Consider the following 17,338-nt stretch of genomic DNA (forward strand, 5'->3'; position numbering starts at 1 on the left):
GCCCGCCAATCGAGGATTGGGCGGGCGTTTTCACACACTTCAGATCACTTGAAGTTGCGGATGCGGTCCAGGTTGGCTTTGCCGAACTGCTTTTCAAATTCAGCAATGGCCGGGGCCATGGTGGCAATGAACTTGGTCTTGTCGACGTTCTCGATGATGTTCATGCCTTTTTTGCGCAGCTCGGCCACGCCGTTGGCATCGTCTTTGTCCACGCGTGCACGGTTGGCTTTGACCGCCTCTTTGGCCGCGTCGAGGAAGATTTGCTTGTCAGCGGCGCTGAGTTTGTCAAACGAGCCCTTGTTCATCAAGATCACCACAGGCGAGTAAACGTGGCCCGTCAGTGTCAGGTGCTTTTGCACTTGGTCAAAGTTGGAGGCCATGATCACCGACAGCGGGTTTTCCTGACCGTCCACAGTGCCTTGTTGCAAAGCGGTGAACACCTCAGGGAAAGCCATTGGTGTGGTCACAATGCCCAAGCTCTTGTAGGCAGCGACGTGCACCGGGTTTTCCATGGTGCGCATCTTCAGACCTTTGAGGTCATCGGGCAGGTTCACAGGGCGCTTGCTGTTGGTCATGTGGCGCACGCCGTTTTCACCCCAGGCCAAAGCCTTGAAGCCTTTGGAGTCGAACTTGGTCAGCAACTCTTGGCCAATGGGGCCATCCAGCACAGCGCGAGCGTGAGCTTTGTCGCGGAACAAGAAGGGCACGTCCAAAATGCGAGCTTCTGGCACAAAGTTGGGGACGGGGCCCGTCGATGTGGTGGCCAATTCTTGGGTGCCCAATTGCACGGACTCGATGGACTCGCGCTCACCACCCAAAGAGCCGGAGTAGAAGTTTTGAATTTTGATGCGACCGTTGGTGCGTTTTTCGACTTCTTTGGCCAAGGTGTCGATGGCTTCACCTTGGTGGGAGTTTTGGCCCACCGAAATGCTGTTGCGCATGACGGTTTGTGACGATGCCGTGGTCATGATGCCGATGGCCAAGCTCAGGCCCAACATCAATTTGCTCAATTTCATGGGATAACTCCTCGTGGATGGGTGGATGACAACAAGCCGGAAATCAACTTGTCATACAAATTTGATTATGGGGTGTCAGCGAGGCCATGGACGTACGGGTTTTCGAGGGGGTGCTGATGCCTTGGTGACGCCCAAGCGGTCAGCTCCGGTCAAAAAAAGAGGCCCTGTGTGGGGGCCTCTTGGAAGAATTGCCGGACTCACATGCCGGTGTAGTTGGGCCCGCCGCCGCCCTCTGGCGTGACCCAGACGATGTTTTGCGTCGGGTCCTTGATGTCGCAGGTCTTGCAGTGCACGCAGTTTTGCGCGTTGATCTGCAGGCGGTCTGAGTTGTCGGCGTTTTTGACGTATTCGTAAACCCCGGCTGGGCAGTAGCGGCTCTCTGGCCCTGCGTACTGGGCCAGGTTGATGCCCACGGGCACCGACGCGTCTTTCAGCGTCAGGTGGGCGGGCTGGTTTTCTTCATGGTTGGTGTTGCTGATGAAGACGCTGGAGAGCCGGTCAAAGGTCAGCTTGCCATCGGGCTTGGGGTAGACGATTTGTTCGCACTCGGCGGCGGGCTTCAAATACGTGTGGTCGGCTTTGTCACGGCGCAGCGTCCAAGGGATGTGGCCGCGCAGCACGAACTGCTCGAAGCCGTTCATGAGTGTGGCCACCGTCAAGCCCTTCTTGAACCAGGTCTTGAAGTTGCGTGACTTGTTGAGCTCGGTGTAGAGCCAGCTGGTTTCAAACGCTTCGGGGTAGGCAGCCAATTCGTCGTGCTGGCGGCCTGCCACCAACGCGTCGTAAGCGGCTTCGGCGGCCAGCATGCCGGTTTTGATGGCAGCGTGGCTGCCCTTGATGCGGCTGACGTTCAGGTAACCGGCGTCACAACCCACCAAGGCACCGCCGGGGAATACGGTCTTGGGCAGGCTCATCAGGCCGCCTGCGGTGATGGCGCGGGCGCCGTAGCCGATGCGCTTGGCGTTGACTTCGCCCTTGTCGTTGGTGAAGTACCACTTGATGTTGTTGTGGGTCTTCCAGCGCTGGAATTCTTCAAAGGGGCTCAGCCAAGGGTTGGCGTAATCCAGGCCAACCACATAGCCGATGGCGATCTTGTTGTCTTCCATGTGGTACATGAAGGCGCCACCGTAGGTGTCGTTGTTCATGGGCCAGCCGGCAGTGTGCATCACAAAGCCGGGGGTGTGGCGTGAGGAGTCAATCTCCCAAACTTCCTTGATGCCAATGCCGTAGGTCTGTGGATCGCGGCCTGCGTCGAGCTTGTATTTGGCGATCAGCTGCTTGCCCAAATGGCCGCGCGCGCCTTCGGCAAACACGGTGTACTTGGCGTGAAGTTCCATGCCCAGCTGGAAATTCTCGGTCGGTTCGCCGTCTTTGCCCACGCCCATGTTGCCGGTGGCCACACCTTTGACAGAGCCGTCTTCGTTGTAGAGCACTTCGGCGGCCGTGAAGCCGGGGAAGATTTCCACACCCAAATTTTCAGCCTGCTGACCCAGCCAGCGGGTGAAATTGCTCAGGCTGATGATGTAGTTGCCATGGTTTTGTGCGCACTCGGGCAAAAAGATGCCGGGGGTGCGGGTGGCGCCGGTTTCGGACAGAAAACTCCAGGCGTCATCGGTCACGGGTTGGTTGAGTGGAGCGCCCAGTTCTTTCCAGTTGGGGAAGAGTTCGGTCAGGGCGCGGGGGTCCATGATCGCGCCGCTCAGGATGTGGGCGCCGGGTTCTCCGCCCTTTTCCAACACCACCACCGACACATCCTGGCCTTTTTCGGCGGCCAATTGCTTCAAGCGAATCGCCGTTGACAGGCCAGCGGGGCCGCCGCCGACCACGACCACGTCGTAATCCATGGATTCGCGGGGACCGTAAGTACTCAGAATGTCTTCGGGGCTCATGAACGTCTCTTTTGGAAAAAGGGGTCAAAACAAATGCCCAGGCACCAGCGTGTCGGGCGTGTGACTCATTTTATGCGGCTCTTGCCGCCTTGCCCCGCACAATGGCGTCAGCAGTTCTGCCCCGCTGGGGTTTCCAACTTGAAGGAGTGGTCATGGCTTATGAAATCGATTTGTCCGGCCGCGTGGCTTTGGTCACGGGGGCTTCGGGTGGTTTGGGGGCGCAATTTGCCCGAACACTGGCCGCAGCGGGTGCGGGCGTGGTGCTCGCCAGTCGCCGCATGGACAAGCTCAAGGACCTGCGGGCCGAGATCGAGGCGGCGGGTGGCGACGCCCATGTGGTCGAGATGGACGTGACCGACCGCCACAGCATTGCGGCCGCGGTGGCACACGCCGAAACCGAGATGGGCAGCCTCGACATTCTGGTGAACAACTCGGGCGTGAGCACCACCCAGCGCATCCAGGACGTGACGGAAGAAGACTACGACTTCGTCATGAACACCAATGTGCGCGGTGCCTTCTTTGTGGCGCAAGAGGTGGGCAAGCGCATGCTGGCCCGTGCCAAGGGCGCCGCACCGGGCAGTTTCACGGGCGGGCGCATCATCAACATCGCCTCCATGGCGGGGCTCAAAGTGCTGCCGCAAATTGGGGTGTATTGCATGAGCAAGGCGGCTGTGATCCAGATGACCAAGGCTTTTGCGGTCGAGTGGGGCAAGTTTGGCATCAACGTGAACGCGATTTGCCCGGGCTACATCGACACCGAGATCAACCACCACCACTGGCAGACCGAACAAGGCCAAAAGCTCATCAGCATGCTGCCGCGAAAACGCGTGGGTCAGCCGCAAGACCTGGACGCTTTGCTGATGCTGCTGGCCAGCGATCAAAGCCACTTCATCAACGGAGCCGTGGTCTCGGCCGACGACGGTTTTGCGGTGTGAGGGGCAGGGCATGAAGCTGGCCCTGCCGCAACACAAAAAGCAGGTGTTCGAGATGGTGATTCCCATCCGCTGGGGGGACATGGACGCCATGGGGCACGTCAACAACACGGTGTATTTCCGTTATATGGAAACACTGCGCATTGATTGGTTTCAGGCCATCGGCTGCCCTGTCAACCCGCAAGGGCAGGGGCCGGTCATCGTGAACGCGTTTTGTAATTTTTACAAACAGTTCGAGTTTCCAGGCAACATCCTGGCCAAGATGTTTGTGAGCGACCCGGGGCGCACCACGTTCGAGAGTTGGTGCACGCTGGAGCGCACCGATCAGCCTGGGGTGATTTTTGCTGCAGGTGGCGCAACCACGATTTGGGTGGATTTTCCCAAGCAAAAAGCGGTGACCCTGCCCGATTGGATGCGGGCTTTGGTCAGCGACTGAGCGTTGTGGCTGTTCTGTGAAAGCGCACGCCCGTGCGCGCAAGCCTCAGGTGGCCGAAGGCGCGGTTCCACCCACGGCACGCCACTGGTCGGCGTGGTTCTTGAGCCAATCCTGCGACAGCGTAGCGCTGCCCACTTGCATGGGGTGGAAGTCTTTGCGGGTGTAAGCCATCATGGGCTTGGCCACGCGCCAAACCATGCCGTGGCGACCGAACAAAAACTTGCTGGCTGACCACCAGGTGGAAGGTTTGAACAGCGTTTTGTCGTGCCAAAGGTTGTTGACGGTTTGGCGGAACACGTCGGTGCTGAACTGGATCGTCACATACCAGAACCAGCGCATGCGCCACTGGTGGTTGCCGCCCAGGCGTTGGTACAGGTCAAAAGCCACGCATTTGTGCTCGGACTCTTCTGCAGCGTGCCAGCGCCAGAGAGTTTTCAGGGGCTCTTCGGCCCCGGCAAACCAGTCGCCTGGCTGGTCCAAGCGGTCCAAGGTCAGATCTCCAAAGATCGAGGTGTAGTGTTCAAAAGCCGCAGTGATCGCCAACTCGTGCAGAAAGCCCTTCTCGCTTTTGCTGAAAAATTCTTCACGGCCTTGTTTCAATCGCCGCTCGGCACGCGGTCCCCAATGGTTGACCAAACCTTGCTTTTCCAAATGCGCGTTGTACAAAGCGTGCAGGTGGCGGTGGGTGGCTTCTTGACCCACAAAGCCCTTGGCGATGTGCTTGAGCTCGGCGTTGTCTGGCGTGTCGGGGAGGTTTTTCGCGCCTGCCTTGACCGCGTCGATGAAGGACTGTTCACCCACTGGGAAGCTCATGGACAGGGCGTTGGCATAAGCGGTCAAAAACGCATCCCCGCCGTTCCAGTGGCGAGAAAAGCCTTGGCTCAGGTCCACGCTCAGGCGGCGAACGGTCAATTCGGTGGGGGCTGCAGGGTATGTGCTCATGGGGCGTGCCTTGGGATATCGGTCAGAATGTGAGCATTGTTCAGGTTTTGGAAAGACCTTGCAACTCGCGATCTGCTCACATTTTGGAATGGATTTATCCGATGCCCAGCCCGAAACCCGATAAAGCAAAATCTCCGCTCCAAAGCCCTTCCAGCCTCAGGCGCCAGCCTTCACAAGCCCGGGCCCAGCAAACCATGCAAACTTTGTTCAAAGCGGCTGCTCAGATTTTGGACAAGGACGGCGAGGCCGGTTTGACCACCAACAAAGTGGCCGCCGCTGCAGGTTTTTCGATTGGCACGCTTTATCAGTACTTCCCGAGCAAGGAAGTCTTGGTGCGGGCCATGGCAGCCAAAGGGCAGGACATGGTGTTGCACGCTCTAGAGCAATACTTGGCCGCGTTGGAATTGCGTCCCGATGTCACCCAGATGGACCCGCAAGACCTGTTGCGCCAAGCCATGCGCATCTTGCTGCAAGGGTTTGCCAGCGGCAAAGGCTTCAGCCAAAGCCTGATTCGCCTCGGTTGGTTGATGGAGCAACCCCAGGAAACGGCCAGTGTGGTGCGCCAGGTGGCCGATCGCTTGGCGATCTTCTTTGAACGCATCAACCATCCTGAGTTGAAGTCGCCATCTCCCGCGCAATTGTTTGTGCTCAGCCGCTCGGTGATCGGCACTTTGCGCAGCGCCAGCCTCGAAAAGTCGCCACTGTTGGGCAGTGTGGCGCTCGAAGACGCGCTGGTGCAAGTGGCCTGGGCCTTGTTGGCCCGTCAGTGATGTGAGTGCCCCGCCACCGGGGCAAGGGTTTGGGGTCTGCGGGCACCTTATCGCGGCGAGGGCGCCAAGCCCACAGGGATGTTCAGGCGGGTTTGACCTTGGGGGCTCGGCCCATCAGGTAAAACTCGGGGTTGGGCATCATGCCGCTGAAGCTGGCCATGCGGTTACTCAGACCAAAGAAGGCGGTGATGGCTGCAATGTCCCAGATGTCCTCGTCGTCAAAGCCGTGCGCGTGCAGGGCCGCAAAATCAGAATCTTCCACCTGATCGGAGTGGTTGCAGACTTTGAGCGCGAAGTCCAGCATGGCGCGTTGACGCGGACTGATGTCGGCTTTGCGGTGGTTGATGGCCACCTGATCGGCCACCAGTGGTTTTTTCTCGTAAATGCGCAAGATCGCGCCGTGCGCCACCACGCAATACAGGCAGTGGTTGGCCGCGCTGGTGGTGGTCACGATCATTTCGCGCTCTCCCTTGGTCAGGCCACTCGCGCGCCCCACCGACTCCGGCACCATCAGTGCGTCGTGGTACGCAAAAAACGCCCGCCACTCGGCCGGGCGGCGGGCCAAGGCCAGGAACACATTGGGCACAAAACCGGCTTTTTCTTGGACTTCGAGCACCTTGGCTTGGATGTCTTCAGGCAGGTCATGGATTTCGGGGGCTGGGTAACGGGTGCTCATCTTGTCCTTTGGGGTGTCTGACCCGAGAAGCCGGGTTGGCAGGGTCGATCTGCTGCCGCCTGGGGCAACAGGGCTCAACTCAGATTATGCTGATGACCATTTCAGGAGCCTGTCATGTCCAACACACCATCGCCCTCGCAACAAGCCCGCGACACCCGCCTTGATGACACCGATTTTCAGGCGGGCATCGCCACCCGCACCCAGGTCATGGGCAGCGAGTTTGTGGATCGCGCTTTTGGCAACGCCACCGACTACACCCTGCCCATGCAGGAGTTCATCACCCGCAACGCTTGGGGCAATGTCTGGCAACGCCCGGGCCTGGACCTGAAAACCCGCAGTCTGATCACCGTGGCCATGCTCACGGCCCAGGGCAAACAGCAGGAACTCAAAGCCCATGTGCGGGGTGCCCTGAACAACGGCGCTACCCCCGATGAATTGCGCGAAGTGATGCTGCACGCCACGGTGTATTGCGGTTTTCCGACGGCCATCGACGCTTTTCGCAGCGTCACCGAGGTGGTCGAGTCCATGGGCGCAGCCACTTGAGTTCAAGTGCGAGTAACGCAGGCAACAGGGCTGCATTGACGGGTCTTGGCTTTTCACCGATTCTCGGATGAGGAGACAAAACCCATGGAATTTTCAGAACTCATCAAGGCCCGAAAAAGCGTTCGTGGCTACCTGCCCAAGCCCGTGCCCCGAGAGCTGATCGAAGAGATCATTGAGGTGGCCAAGTGGTCACCTTCGTCGATGAACACGCAGCCTTGGCATGTGCATGTGGTCACGGGCGAGCCCCTGGACCGCATCCGCCGGGGCAACACCGAGAACATGCTCCAGGGCGTGCCGCCCAAGCGTGACTTTCCGATGAAAGAGTCCTACGAGGGCATTCACCGCAAGCGCCAGGTGGACATCGCCATTCAGTTGTTTGACGCCATGGGCATCGCCCGCGATGACAAAGAGCGGCGCACCGACTGGGTCATGCGGGGTTTTCGGCAGTTCGATGCGCCAGTGTCGCTGGTGTTGACTTACGACAAGTACCTGGAGCCTGCCGCCATCAGCCAGTTTGACCTAGGGGCCTTGTCGCACGCACTGGTGCTGGCCGCGTGGGAGCGGGGCTTGGGCAGTGTGATCAACGGGCAGGGGATCATGCAGTCGGCCGTGGTGCGTGAGCATGCGGGCATCCCGGATGACCAGAACATCATGATCTGTATTGCCATGGGTTATCCGGACGAAGACTTTGTGGCCAACGGTGTGAAGTCGGTGCGCGAAGACGCCACCCATTTTGTGCGCTATGTGGGCTTCTGATGCCCCCCCCGACCTTGGCACCTTGCCTGGCTGGCAGCCGACTTTTGGAGTGAACACAGCATGAACTTGAGCCATGACGAGTTGGCTTTCCGCGACGAAGTGCGCGCCTTTTTGGCGGCCGAGCTGACCGACGACATGCGCCTGGGCGGGCACCGCACCTCGGGCATTTTTTCGGACTACGAGGTTGGCATCCCTTGGCAGCGGGTCTTGGCCAAGCGCGGCTGGGCTGCGCCGCATTGGCCAGTCGAGTGGGGTGGCTGCGGCTGGACGCCCAAGCAGCACGACATTTTTGCCAGCGAGATGGCGGCAGTCGACGCCCCCAAAGTCTCGCCCCTTGGGCTGGTGATGGCCGCGCCCGTGCTGGTGGCGTTTGGCACGCAGGTCCAAAAAGAGCGTTGGCTCGCGGACATCCGCAACGGTGTGAGTTACTGGTGTCAGGGCTACAGCGAGCCGGGTGCCGGTTCCGATTTGGCATCGCTGCAATGCCGCGCCCGCCGAGAAGGCAACGAGTGGGTGATCAACGGCTCCAAAATCTGGACCACCCATGCCCACCGCGCCACGCACATGTTCTGCTTGGTGCGCACCGACCACAGCGGCAAGCCCCAGCAAGGCATCAGCTTTTTGATGTTCGAGCTGAACAACCCCGGCATCCAGATCCGGCCGATCATCAGCATCTCGGGTGACCACGAATTCAACCAGGTCTTTTTTGACGAGGCCCGCGTGCCCGCTGACGCCCTGATTGGCGAAGAAAACCAGGGCTGGGCGATTGCCAAATTTTTGCTGGAGCACGAGCGGGGTGGCTCGTCTGCGCCGTTCTTGCGGGGCCGCCTGGCCCGCTTGCGCGAGTCTTTGCAAGAGGCCTTTGCGCAAGGCGCGTCGGCCACCGAGCACCAAGACATCGCCCTGAGCTTGGCCAACGCGCAGTGCCGCATCGACGCTTTGCACGCCTGGGAACAAGAGGTGCTGACGGCCCGCATTGGCGGCGGCACGCAGCCGGCCTGGATGCCGGCTGCGCCGTCCATGGGCAAGGTGCTGGCCACCGAGCTCAAACAGCACCTGACCGAGCTGGGCCTGGACATTGCCGGCCCGTATGGGGCCAGTAGTCTGACCATTGAGGAGGCTGCTGCCCACGCCTTGCCTTTGCCCGAGGAGTCTGTTTTTGCAACCCGGGCGTATTTGAACGACCGCGCTGCGTCGATTTATGGTGGCACCAACGAAGTCCAGCGCAACCTGATTGCCCGCCACGTTCTGGGGACCGAGGTGGTGGAGCCCGTGCTGCCGCTGGACGAGACGCAGGCCATGCTCTTGGCCAGTCTGCAAAGCTGGTTGCAAGACAAATGGCCGTTTGACAAGCGGGCGCAAATGATGGCCACACCAGAGGCGATTGCGCCGCTGTGGCAAGGTTTGGCGCATGAGCTGGGCCTCTTGGGCGCTGCGCTGCCTGAACACTTGGGCGGCATGGGCGGTGGTTTGCCTGAGCAACTGCTGATCTGCCAGGCCCTGGGTGCGGCTTGGGTGGGCGAGCCTTACAGCAGCTCGGCGGTGCTGGGTGCCAACTTGCTGCAGGCGCTGGGTGACCCGGCGTTTGACGTTTTGCTGCAAGGTCTGGCAGAGGGCCAAGTGCGCTTGGCCGTGGCCGCTTTGGAGCCTGCAGGGCGTACGGATTTGAGTCGGGTGCAGACGCGTTTGCACAACTCGAACGGACAGATGCACATCAGCGGGCGCAAAGCCCTGGTGCGCGGCGCGCCCGGGGCCACACACTGGCTGGTGAGCGCACGAGACGGCGCAGGCCCGCTGCGCATCTGCTGGATCGACCCCGCAGCCAGGGGCGTTCAGCGGCGTGATGTGCGCCTGATTGACGGCGCCTGGGCGGCTGAATTGGCGTTTGACCAAACACCCGTGCAGGCCCTCATTGGCCAAGGTGATGCTTTGGCTGCACTCTCGCAAGCGTGGGACTCGGCCACACTGGCTGCTGGAGCCGAGGCCGTGGGTGTGATGCAAGCCTTGATGCGCGACACGCTGAACTACACCAGCCAGCGTAAACAGTTTGGCCAGCCTCTGGCGGCCTTTCAGGTTTTGCAACACCGTATGGCCGACATGTACATGGCGCTGGTGCAGGCCGCTGCGGCGGTGGGTGCTTGTGCCGATGTGCTGGGCGACAGCCCCGAGCGCCGCGCCGAGCGCGTCTCATCGGCCCATGTGACGGTGCTGCGTGCGGCACGGCTGGTGGGGCAGGGCGCTGTTCAGTTGCACGGCGGCATGGGCATGACCGACGAGCTGGCCGTGGGCCATGGCTTCAAGCGGCTGACGGTGATTGAGCAGCAGTTTGGCGGGGTGGCGCAGCATTTGAGGCGGGTGGCGGCATTCAAGGGCCCTTCAAAAGAGTAAACGCATTTTGCAGGGCGTATATACTTGGTGTATCTACATTAATGCGGGAGGCTCCTATGACCTTTGCTCGTATCTTTCAATCAGGCAACAGCCAGGCCGTGCGTTTGCCCAAAGAATTTCGATTTGACGCTGACCAAGTCGAGATTTTTCGGCAAGGCAATGACATCGTTTTGCGGCAAGTGCCTTCCCATGCCGCCGCCGTGTTTGACCTGTTGAGCAGTTTGCCTGCTGACTTTATGGCAGAAGGCAGGCAAGACACTCCGCCGCAAGAGCGCGAGGGGTTTTGACCGTGGCGATCGGAGCCCAACGCTATCTGTTGGACACCAACATTTGCATCTATATTGCCAAAGGCCAGCCACTGGCCGTGCGCCAACATTTTGAAAGGCACCCGCTGCAGGCGCTGGCCATGTCGACCATCACGGTAGGTGAGCTGCGTTTTGGCGCAGAAAAAAGCCAATTCCGTGAACGTGCTTTGGCGACCTTGGACCAGTTGGTTCAGATGATTCGCCCCAGTGCTTTGCCCATGGCCGCCGCAGAGCACTATGGCCATGTCCGCGCGAGCTTGCAGCGGCAAGGCTTGCCGATTGGTAACAACGATTTGTGGCTGGCCGCCCACGCCCTGGCCGAGGACTGGACCTTGGTCACCAACAACACTCGGGAGTTCGATCGTGTGCCAGGTTTGCGGGTCGAAAACTGGGTGCTGACAGATTGACTCCACCCGTAGTGGCTCACCCCCGCATCAGCTTCTGAATCAGATCCGCCGCCCCAGAGGCCTGGTATTTGCGCATCAGCTTGACGCGGTAGATCTCCACCGTGCGGTGGCTGATGCCCAGAGCGCGGCCAATCTCTTTGCTGGTCAGGCCATCCATCAGGTGGGCGGCGACTTCGCGTTCGCGGGCGGTGAGTTCGGCTTTCACGGGTTTGCGGGCCGAGAGGTCTTCAAAGGTCCAGATGCCGGCTTCGTGCGGCGCATCGCGGTTGAGCGCCCGACCGGTCACATGGCACCAGAAGGTTTCGCCTTTGAAGCGGCCGTCCACGCGTTTCATCACCCGGTCGTCGGCGTACACGCCTTTGGCGTTCAGGATGGGGGTGATGCGCTGGCCGGTGCGCTCGTACTCGTCGGCGCTGGGGTAGAGCAGTTGGAAGGTTTGACCGATCATGCGTTCGCGGGGCACGCCAAACATCTCGCACACGCGCTGGTTGCAGTCGACCATGGTGCGGTTGCGCGAGAGCACCATGCCGATGGGGGCAAAGTCGAAGGCCAGGCGGTAATCGATGTCGTTGGTGGGTTCAGGCATCAGGGCACACCATTACGAAAAACTACGTAGTTGAATACGTAGTATCGTAGGGTTTTCATCCGTTATTTGGAGATTGGTGTGAACAAGATTTTCCCCTCCGCAGCCGAGGCCCTCAAGGGCATCGTGGCTGACGGTCAACTCATTGGTGTGGGCGGTTTTGGCCTGTGCGGCATTCCCGAAGCCCTGATTGCGGCCCTGCGCGACAGCGGCGTGCAGAACCTGAGCGCGATTTCCAACAACGCGGGTGTGGACGATTTCGGTCTGGGCTTGCTGCTGCAAACACGCCAGATCAAGAAAATGATCTCGTCGTATGTGGGTGAGAACAAAGAGTTCGAGCGCCAGTACCTGGCGGGCGAGCTGGCCCTGGAGTTCACCCCCCAAGGCACCTTGGCTGAAAAGCTGCGTGCAGGCGGTGCGGGCATCCCGGCCTTCTTCACCAAGACCGGCGTGGGCACCTTGGTGGCCGAAGGCAAAGAGCTGCGCGAGTTTGACGGTGAAACCTATGTGATGGAGCGTGCCTTGGTGCCCGATGTGTCGCTGGTCAAAGCCCACCGCGCCGACAAGTCCGGCAACCTGCAGTTCCGTTACACCTCGCGCAACTTCAACCCCGCAGTCGCCATGGCCGGCAAAATTTGTGTGGTCGAGGTCGAGGAGATTGTGGAAACCGGCGACATGCACCCCGACAGCGTGCACCTGCCCGGCATTTATGTGCACCGCATCGTGCTCAACACGAAACCGGAAAAGCGCATCGAAAAACGCACGATCACAGAGAAAGCAGGAGTCTGATATGAGCTGGAGTCAAGACCAAATGGCCGCCCGTGCGGCCCACGAATTGGAAGACGGTTTTTATGTGAACCTGGGTATCGGCATTCCCACGCTGGTGGCCAACTTTGTGCCGGCCGACAAGGAAGTCTGGTTGCAAAGCGAAAACGGCATGCTGGGCATTGGACCCTTCCCGACCGAAGACGAAGTCGACGCCGACCTCATCAACGCGGGCAAGCAGACGGTGACGACCATCAAAGGTTCGTCGATTTTTGGCAGCGAGCAGTCTTTTGCCATGATCCGTGGCGGCAAGATCAACCTGTCGATCTTGGGCGCGATGCAGGTGACCGACAAGGGCGATCTGGCCAATTGGATGATCCCTGGCAAGATGGTCAAGGGCATGGGCGGCGCGATGGATTTGGTGGCGGGCGTCAAGCGCGTGATCATCTTGATGGAGCACGTCGCCAAGAAGAAAGACGGCACCGAAGACATGAAGATCCTGTCCGAGTGCACACTGCCGCTGACCGGCAAGGGGGTGGTTGACCGCATCATCACCGACCTGGCGGTGATGGATGTGACCGAAGCGGGCCTCAAAGTGGTCGAGTTGGCACCGGGCGTGACGCCTGAGGCGCTGCAGGCCAAGACGGGTGTGAAGCTGATCTTCTGATCAGGTTTTCAAACCCCCAATGAAAAGGCCCCGTGAGGGGCCTTTGTGTTTGGAGCGGGCGATGGGAATCGAACCCACGTTATTTGCTTGGGAAGCAAAAGTCCTGCCATTAAACGACGCCCGCTTGGGTGGGATTGTACTGTGCGAAAAAGGCAGCCACGGTGTCAATGGCCGCCAAGCGCAAGGGCGATTTTGTCTCGCGGGTGACGCAACGGGCCGGGTGTCAGGACTTACCCGGTGGACGTGTGCGCGGGTGCTGACTAAATTGGACCTTTTCAGTCACTCAGGAACGCTTGTCCATGAAAACCCCCGAACTCCGCAAAGATCAGAACCCAGACCGCCCACGCCGCCAAACTTTGCAAGGGATGGCTGGCATTTTGGCGGGCATGGCCGCCCCCGCTTTGATGAGCAGCAGCGTTTGGGCTCAGAGTGCATTTCCCAACAAACCCATCACCTTGATCGCGCCTTGGCCACCGGGCGGCAGCAGCGATGCCGTGATGCGTGCTTTCGCTGAGAGCGCATCGCGTGCCTTGGGTGTGTCGGTCATCGTGGACAACCGGCCCGGTGCTGGCGGCACCTTGGGGGCCACGGCCATGGTCAATGCCCGGCCCGATGGCTACATGCTCACGCAACTGCCGTTGGGCGTGTACCGTTTGCCGCACATGCAAAAAATGGCCTTCGATCCGGTGAAGGACTTGACCCACATTGCTTGCCTGACCGGCTACACCTTTGGCCTGGTGGCGACCATGGATGCGCCATTTAAGACACTCAAAGAGATGGTGGCTTATGCCAAGGCCAATCCGGGCAAAGTCGAGTACGGCAGCACCGGCACCGGCACCACGCCTCATCTGGCGATCGAAGAGTTCTCACAAAAAGCGGGCATTGAACTCAACCACATCCCCTACAAAGGCTCAGCCGAGTTGATGCAGGCCATTTTGGGTGGGCACATCCGCGTGATGAGTGGCACCACTGAATTTGCACCCCTGGTCAAAGAAGGCAAGCTGCGCTTGCTCGCCACACTGGGACGCAACCGCACCAAGGCTTTCCCGGACATTCCCACAGTCAAAGAAAGCGGCTGGGACACGATCACCGAGTCACCCTTTGGCATTGGTGGCCCCAAGGGCATGGACCCAGCCGTGGTGCGGGTACTGCACGATGCGTTCAAGAAAACGCTGGAAGACCCCAAAGTCCTCGAGACGCTGGACCGTTTCTTTCAACCCGTGATTTACATGGGCACCGAAGAGTACACCCGTTATGGGCAGCGCACCTTTGAGGCCGAGCGCGGCACGATCGAGCGTCTGGGTTTGGCCAAAAAGTCATGAAAAAAGGCACCCTGAGGTGCCCTTGACTGCATGGACTCCAAAGCCGTCAGCTGGGCTGGCGGCTTTTTTCGTTTCCGCCGATCATTTGAGAATGTCGCCCATGCACAGGTATTTGATTTCCACATAGTCGTCCATGCCGTGGTGTGAGCCTTCACGGCCCAGGCCCGATTGCTTGACGCCCCCAAACGGCACATGCTCGGTGGCCAAAATGCCCACGTTGATGCCCACCATGCCGTACTCCAGCGCCTCGCTCACGCGGAAGATGCGACCCACATCTCGGCTGTAGAAGTAGCTGGCCAGGCCAAATTCGGTGTTGTTGGCTGCAAAGATGGCGTCTTGCTCGGTTTTGAATTTGAAGATGGGGGCAAACGGGCCAAAGGTTTCTTCCCGGGCACAGACCATGTCGGCGCTCGCGTCGGCGATCACGGTGGGCTCAAAAAACTGGCCGTCCAGGCGCTTGCCGCCCGTGAGCACGCGGCCGCCCTTGGCGATGGCGTCGTTCACATGCCGCTCGACCTTGTCGAGAGCGGCCTGCTCGATCAGCGGGCCTTGGTTCACGCCGTCGGCAAAGCCATTGCCCACTTTGGCGGTTTTGACTTTGGCGGCGAACTTGGTGGCGAACTCTTCGTACACCGATTCCTGCACATAAAAACGGTTGGTGCAAACGCAGGTTTGGCCCGCATTGCGGTATTTGCTGGCAAAAGCGCCTTCCACGGCGCTGTCGATGTCGGCGTCATCAAAGACGATGAAGGGCGCGTTGCCGCCCAGCTCCAACGACATTTTTTTGACGGTAGGGGCCGACTGCGCCATCAGGATGCGGCCCACTTCGGTGGAGCCGGTGAAGCTGATGTGGCGCACCACGTCAGAGGCGCACAGCACCTTGCCGATGGCGATGCTTTGCGGGCCATCGGCCGTGATGATGTTGAGCACGCCAGCCGGAATGCCCGCGCGAAGCGCCAACTCGGCTGCAGCCAAGGCCGTGAGCGGGGTTTGCTCAGCGGGTTTGATGACCACGGGGCAACCGGCCGCCAGCGCAGGGGCCACTTTGCGGGTGATCATGGCCAGCGGAAAATTCCAGGGCGTGATGGCCGCGCACACGCCAATGGGCTGCTTGAGCACCAAAAGGCGGCGGTTGTTGTCGAACTGGGGCAAGGTCTCGCCGTTCACGCGCTTGGCCTCTTCGGCAAACCATTCCACAAAACTCGCGCCATAGGCCACTTCGCCACGCGACTCGGCCAAGGGCTTGCCGTTTTCTGCGGTCATGAGGCGCGCCAGGTCTTCGGTGTTGGCGATCAGCAGGTCAAACCACTTGCGCAAAATGAGGCTGCGCTCTTTGGCGGTCTTGGTTTTCCAGGGCCCCCAGGCCGCGTTGGCTGCAGCAATGGCGGCTTCGGCTTCGTCCGCCCCGAGGTTGGCCACGCTGGCCAAGTGCCCGCCCGTGGCCGGGTCGGTCACGGCAAAGCGGCTGCTGCCAGACACCCATTGGCCGTTGATGAGGGCATCGGTTTTGAGCAAAGTCGGGTCTTTGAGCAAAGCAAGGCAATTCGATTGTGCTTTCATGGGGTGGTCTTGTATAGGGCGTTGGTGCGCTGGCAAAAGTGAACAAGTGCAATGATTTTGCCTGAAGAAGCTGCTCTCGGGCCTATGCACCCGCCGTGTGTGCAGCGGTCAAGGCGGCTTCGAGGATGTCCAAGGCCTCCTCAAAATGGGTTTGCGCAATGGTCAATGGGAACAAAAAGCGCAGCACATTGGCGTCCATGCCGCAGCTCAGCAAAATCAGGCCGTGCGCCAGCGCATGGGCTTGCACGGCTTTGGTGAAGGTCGAGTCTGGGCTGCCGTCAGCGCGGCGAAACTCCGCAGCCACCATCGCGCCCAAGCCGCGCACGATGGTCAGTTGTGGCAAACGCATCTGCAAGCCGTGTAGCCGCGCCTTGAGTTGGTCGCCCAAGCGCTGGCCGCGTGCGGGCAGTTTTTCCTCGAGCATGATCTCAATCACCGCATGGGCCGCCGCAATGGCGAGCGGGTTACCGGCATAGGTGCCGCCCAGACCACCAGGTGCGGGTGCGTCCATGAGGGCTGCGCGGCCTGTGACGGCCGAGAGGTTCAGCCCCGCAGCCATGGATTTGGCGCTGATCAAAAGGTCTGCCGTGATGCCGCGCTGTTCATGGTGCGCCATGCAAAAAAGTTGACCAGTGCGGCCAAAGCCTGATTGCACTTCGTCGGCGATCATGACCATGCCGTGCTCGGTGCACAGCTCGCGCACCCAGCACACCGCCTCGTCGTGCATGACGTGAAAGCCGCCTTCGCCTTGCACCGGCTCAAAAATGAAAGCCGCTACACGGCCGGGCTCGATGTCGTACTTGAACAAGCGCGTCACGGCCTCGCGGGCTTGGGCCAAACTGGCTTCGTCGCTGGGGTAGGGCACGTGGTAAACCTCTGAGGCCATGGGGCCAAACGCGGTTTTGTAGGGCGCAACCTTGCCAGTCAAGCCAACCGCGTAGAGGCTTCGCCCATGAAACGCACCGCCAAAGGCAATCACCCCGCTGCGGCCTGTGGCGGCTCTGGCGATCTTGATGGCGTTTTCTACCGCCTCGGCCCCGGTGGAGAAAAAAGCGGTTTTCTTGGCATGGGTGCCAGGGGTGAGGACGTTGAGCTTTTCCGCCAAAGCCACATAGCTTTCATAAGGCACCACTTGGTAGCAGGTGTGGGTAAAGCGCTCCAGCTGCGCTTGCACGGCGGCTACCACTTTAGGGTGACGGTGGCCGGTGTTGAGCACTGCAATGCCGCCTGCAAAATCAAGGTAGCGCTGGCCTTGCACATCCCACAACTCGGCGTTGTCGGCGCGGTCGGCAAAAAAGCTGGCCATCACGCCAATACCTCGTGGCGTGGCAGCGTTTTTGCGGACCATCAAGACCGCGTTGCTGTTTTGGTTATTCATGGC

18 protein-coding genes and 1 tRNA gene are annotated in these 17,338 nt (G+C 60.2%); 11 read left to right on the forward strand and 8 right to left on the reverse strand.

Translation table 11 applies throughout. From position 1 onward, the window contains the following. Window positions 1–44: 44 nt before the first annotated feature. Together ACHEXK_RS05440 and ACHEXK_RS05445 are read right to left on the reverse strand one after the other, a co-directional pair. Window positions 45–1,016, reverse strand: coding sequence for a TRAP transporter substrate-binding protein (locus tag ACHEXK_RS05440; protein WP_416548346.1), 972 nt, complete (start codon window positions 1,014–1,016; stop codon window positions 45–47). A 197-nt stretch (window positions 1,017–1,213) separates the two neighbouring features. Then, window positions 1,214–2,905: an electron transfer flavoprotein-ubiquinone oxidoreductase gene (locus ACHEXK_RS05445; protein WP_416548347.1), complete on the reverse strand. Its 1,692-nt coding sequence runs from the start codon at window positions 2,903–2,905 to the stop codon at window positions 1,214–1,216. Between the two features lie 152 nt (window positions 2,906–3,057). Between ACHEXK_RS05445 and ACHEXK_RS05450 the strand changes: the two genes are divergently transcribed. Beyond that, complete coding sequence (locus tag ACHEXK_RS05450; protein ID WP_416548348.1) at window positions 3,058–3,840, forward strand: SDR family oxidoreductase; 783 nt, start codon at window positions 3,058–3,060, stop codon at window positions 3,838–3,840. 10 nt (window positions 3,841–3,850) lie between these two features. After that, window positions 3,851–4,273 carry an acyl-CoA thioesterase gene (locus ACHEXK_RS05455; RefSeq protein ID WP_416548349.1) on the forward strand — a complete coding sequence of 141 codons (423 nt, stop codon included), beginning with the start codon at window positions 3,851–3,853 and terminating at the stop codon, window positions 4,271–4,273. Between the two features lie 45 nt (window positions 4,274–4,318). Here ACHEXK_RS05455 and ACHEXK_RS05460 read toward each other — a convergent pair whose 3' ends face one another. Then, complete coding sequence (locus ACHEXK_RS05460; RefSeq protein ID WP_416548350.1) at window positions 4,319–5,215, reverse strand: metal-dependent hydrolase; 897 nt, start codon at window positions 5,213–5,215, stop codon at window positions 4,319–4,321. Between the two features lie 194 nt (window positions 5,216–5,409). On the opposite strand from ACHEXK_RS05460, the gene ACHEXK_RS05465 reads away from it, so the two are divergent. Beyond that, entirely contained in the window at window positions 5,410–5,985 is a 576-nt protein-coding gene (locus tag ACHEXK_RS05465) for a TetR/AcrR family transcriptional regulator (protein ID WP_416548352.1), read from the forward strand. Window positions 5,986–6,067: 82 nt separating this feature from the next. On the opposite strand, the gene ACHEXK_RS05470 is transcribed toward ACHEXK_RS05465, so the two are convergent. Next, entirely contained in the window at window positions 6,068–6,661 is a 594-nt protein-coding gene (locus ACHEXK_RS05470) for a peroxidase-related enzyme (protein WP_416548353.1), read from the reverse strand. Between the two features lie 114 nt (window positions 6,662–6,775). Here ACHEXK_RS05470 and ACHEXK_RS05475 point away from each other — a divergent pair, with 114 nt between their 5' ends. The 5 genes from ACHEXK_RS05475 (at window position 6,776) to vapC (ending at window position 11,060) form a co-directional block, all read left to right on the forward strand. Beyond that, the gene (locus tag ACHEXK_RS05475) at window positions 6,776–7,204 is read left to right on the forward strand and encodes a carboxymuconolactone decarboxylase family protein (RefSeq protein WP_416548355.1); all 429 of its coding nucleotides are present in this window, start codon (window positions 6,776–6,778) and stop codon (window positions 7,202–7,204) included. Window positions 7,205–7,288: 84 nt separating this feature from the next. Beyond that, entirely contained in the window at window positions 7,289–7,960 is a 672-nt protein-coding gene (locus ACHEXK_RS05480; protein WP_416548357.1) for a nitroreductase, read from the forward strand. Between the two features lie 60 nt (window positions 7,961–8,020). Beyond that, on the forward strand, window positions 8,021–10,348 hold the full coding sequence (locus ACHEXK_RS05485; RefSeq protein ID WP_416548358.1) for an acyl-CoA dehydrogenase family protein: 2,328 nt from the start codon (window positions 8,021–8,023) through the stop codon (window positions 10,346–10,348). A gap of 56 nt (window positions 10,349–10,404) precedes the next feature. Beyond that, window positions 10,405–10,635 (forward strand): antitoxin, encoded by a 231-nt coding sequence (locus ACHEXK_RS05490; RefSeq protein ID WP_416548359.1) that lies wholly within the window; start codon window positions 10,405–10,407, stop codon window positions 10,633–10,635. A 2-nt stretch (window positions 10,636–10,637) separates the two neighbouring features. Continuing rightward, on the forward strand, window positions 10,638–11,060 hold the full coding sequence (vapC, locus tag ACHEXK_RS05495; protein ID WP_416548360.1) for a type II toxin-antitoxin system tRNA(fMet)-specific endonuclease VapC: 423 nt from the start codon (window positions 10,638–10,640) through the stop codon (window positions 11,058–11,060). A 16-nt stretch (window positions 11,061–11,076) separates the two neighbouring features. On the opposite strand, the gene ACHEXK_RS05500 is transcribed toward vapC, so the two are convergent. Next, window positions 11,077–11,646: a LuxR C-terminal-related transcriptional regulator gene (locus ACHEXK_RS05500; RefSeq protein WP_416548362.1), complete on the reverse strand. Its 570-nt coding sequence runs from the start codon at window positions 11,644–11,646 to the stop codon at window positions 11,077–11,079. A gap of 78 nt (window positions 11,647–11,724) precedes the next feature. On the opposite strand from ACHEXK_RS05500, the gene ACHEXK_RS05505 reads away from it, so the two are divergent. Continuing rightward, window positions 11,725–12,432, forward strand: coding sequence for a CoA transferase subunit A (locus ACHEXK_RS05505; RefSeq protein WP_416548364.1), 708 nt, complete (start codon window positions 11,725–11,727; stop codon window positions 12,430–12,432). A 1-nt stretch (window position 12,433) separates the two neighbouring features. After that, window positions 12,434–13,075 (forward strand): 3-oxoacid CoA-transferase subunit B, encoded by a 642-nt coding sequence (locus ACHEXK_RS05510; RefSeq protein ID WP_416548365.1) that lies wholly within the window; start codon window positions 12,434–12,436, stop codon window positions 13,073–13,075. A 50-nt stretch (window positions 13,076–13,125) separates the two neighbouring features. Here ACHEXK_RS05510 and ACHEXK_RS05515 read toward each other — a convergent pair. Continuing rightward, window positions 13,126–13,199 (reverse strand) — tRNA-Gly (locus tag ACHEXK_RS05515). Between the two features lie 175 nt (window positions 13,200–13,374). Here ACHEXK_RS05515 and ACHEXK_RS05520 point away from each other — a divergent pair. Then, a complete protein-coding gene (locus ACHEXK_RS05520; RefSeq protein WP_416548367.1) occupies window positions 13,375–14,397 on the forward strand; it encodes a tripartite tricarboxylate transporter substrate binding protein in 1,023 nt (340 codons plus the stop codon). 81 nt (window positions 14,398–14,478) lie between these two features. On the opposite strand, the gene ACHEXK_RS05525 is transcribed toward ACHEXK_RS05520, so the two are convergent. Both ACHEXK_RS05525 and gabT read right to left on the reverse strand, forming a co-directional pair. Further along, window positions 14,479–15,957, reverse strand: a complete 1,479-nt coding sequence (locus ACHEXK_RS05525) for an NAD-dependent succinate-semialdehyde dehydrogenase (protein WP_416548368.1) — start codon at window positions 15,955–15,957, stop codon at window positions 14,479–14,481. Between the two features lie 82 nt (window positions 15,958–16,039). Further along, window positions 16,040–17,335 carry a 4-aminobutyrate--2-oxoglutarate transaminase gene (gene gabT / locus ACHEXK_RS05530; RefSeq protein WP_416548369.1) on the reverse strand — a complete coding sequence of 432 codons (1,296 nt, stop codon included), beginning with the start codon at window positions 17,333–17,335 and terminating at the stop codon, window positions 16,040–16,042. Window positions 17,336–17,338: the final 3 nt, after the last annotated feature.

This window comes from Limnohabitans sp. DCL3, from assembly GCF_048019295.1.
Taxonomy (GTDB): Bacteria; Pseudomonadota; Gammaproteobacteria; order Burkholderiales; family Burkholderiaceae_C; genus Limnohabitans_A.

Excerpts from the sequence above, each read along its gene's own strand:
- ACHEXK_RS05480 (WP_416548357.1), top strand. The coding sequence starts at position 7,289 with ATGGAATTTTCAGAACTCATCAAGGCCCGAAAAAGCGTTCGTGGCTAC.
- ACHEXK_RS05500 (WP_416548362.1), bottom strand. The coding sequence starts at position 11,646 with ATGCCTGAACCCACCAACGACATCGATTACCGCCTGGCCTTCGACTTT.
- ACHEXK_RS05445 (WP_416548347.1), bottom strand. The coding sequence starts at position 2,905 with ATGAGCCCCGAAGACATTCTGAGTACTTACGGTCCCCGCGAATCCATG.
- ACHEXK_RS05525 (WP_416548368.1), bottom strand. The coding sequence starts at position 15,957 with ATGAAAGCACAATCGAATTGCCTTGCTTTGCTCAAAGACCCGACTTTG.
- gabT (WP_416548369.1), bottom strand. The coding sequence starts at position 17,335 with ATGAATAACCAAAACAGCAACGCGGTCTTGATGGTCCGCAAAAACGCT.
- ACHEXK_RS05475 (WP_416548355.1), top strand. The coding sequence starts at position 6,776 with ATGTCCAACACACCATCGCCCTCGCAACAAGCCCGCGACACCCGCCTT.
- ACHEXK_RS05455 (WP_416548349.1), top strand. The coding sequence starts at position 3,851 with ATGAAGCTGGCCCTGCCGCAACACAAAAAGCAGGTGTTCGAGATGGTG.
- ACHEXK_RS05485 (WP_416548358.1), top strand. The coding sequence starts at position 8,021 with ATGAACTTGAGCCATGACGAGTTGGCTTTCCGCGACGAAGTGCGCGCC.
- ACHEXK_RS05520 (WP_416548367.1), top strand. The coding sequence starts at position 13,375 with ATGAAAACCCCCGAACTCCGCAAAGATCAGAACCCAGACCGCCCACGC.
- ACHEXK_RS05460 (WP_416548350.1), bottom strand. The coding sequence starts at position 5,215 with ATGAGCACATACCCTGCAGCCCCCACCGAATTGACCGTTCGCCGCCTG.
- ACHEXK_RS05440 (WP_416548346.1), bottom strand. The coding sequence starts at position 1,016 with ATGAAATTGAGCAAATTGATGTTGGGCCTGAGCTTGGCCATCGGCATC.
- ACHEXK_RS05510 (WP_416548365.1), top strand. The coding sequence starts at position 12,434 with ATGAGCTGGAGTCAAGACCAAATGGCCGCCCGTGCGGCCCACGAATTG.
- ACHEXK_RS05490 (WP_416548359.1), top strand. The coding sequence starts at position 10,405 with ATGACCTTTGCTCGTATCTTTCAATCAGGCAACAGCCAGGCCGTGCGT.
- ACHEXK_RS05465 (WP_416548352.1), top strand. The coding sequence starts at position 5,410 with ATGCAAACTTTGTTCAAAGCGGCTGCTCAGATTTTGGACAAGGACGGC.
- ACHEXK_RS05450 (WP_416548348.1), top strand. The coding sequence starts at position 3,058 with ATGGCTTATGAAATCGATTTGTCCGGCCGCGTGGCTTTGGTCACGGGG.
- ACHEXK_RS05470 (WP_416548353.1), bottom strand. The coding sequence starts at position 6,661 with ATGAGCACCCGTTACCCAGCCCCCGAAATCCATGACCTGCCTGAAGAC.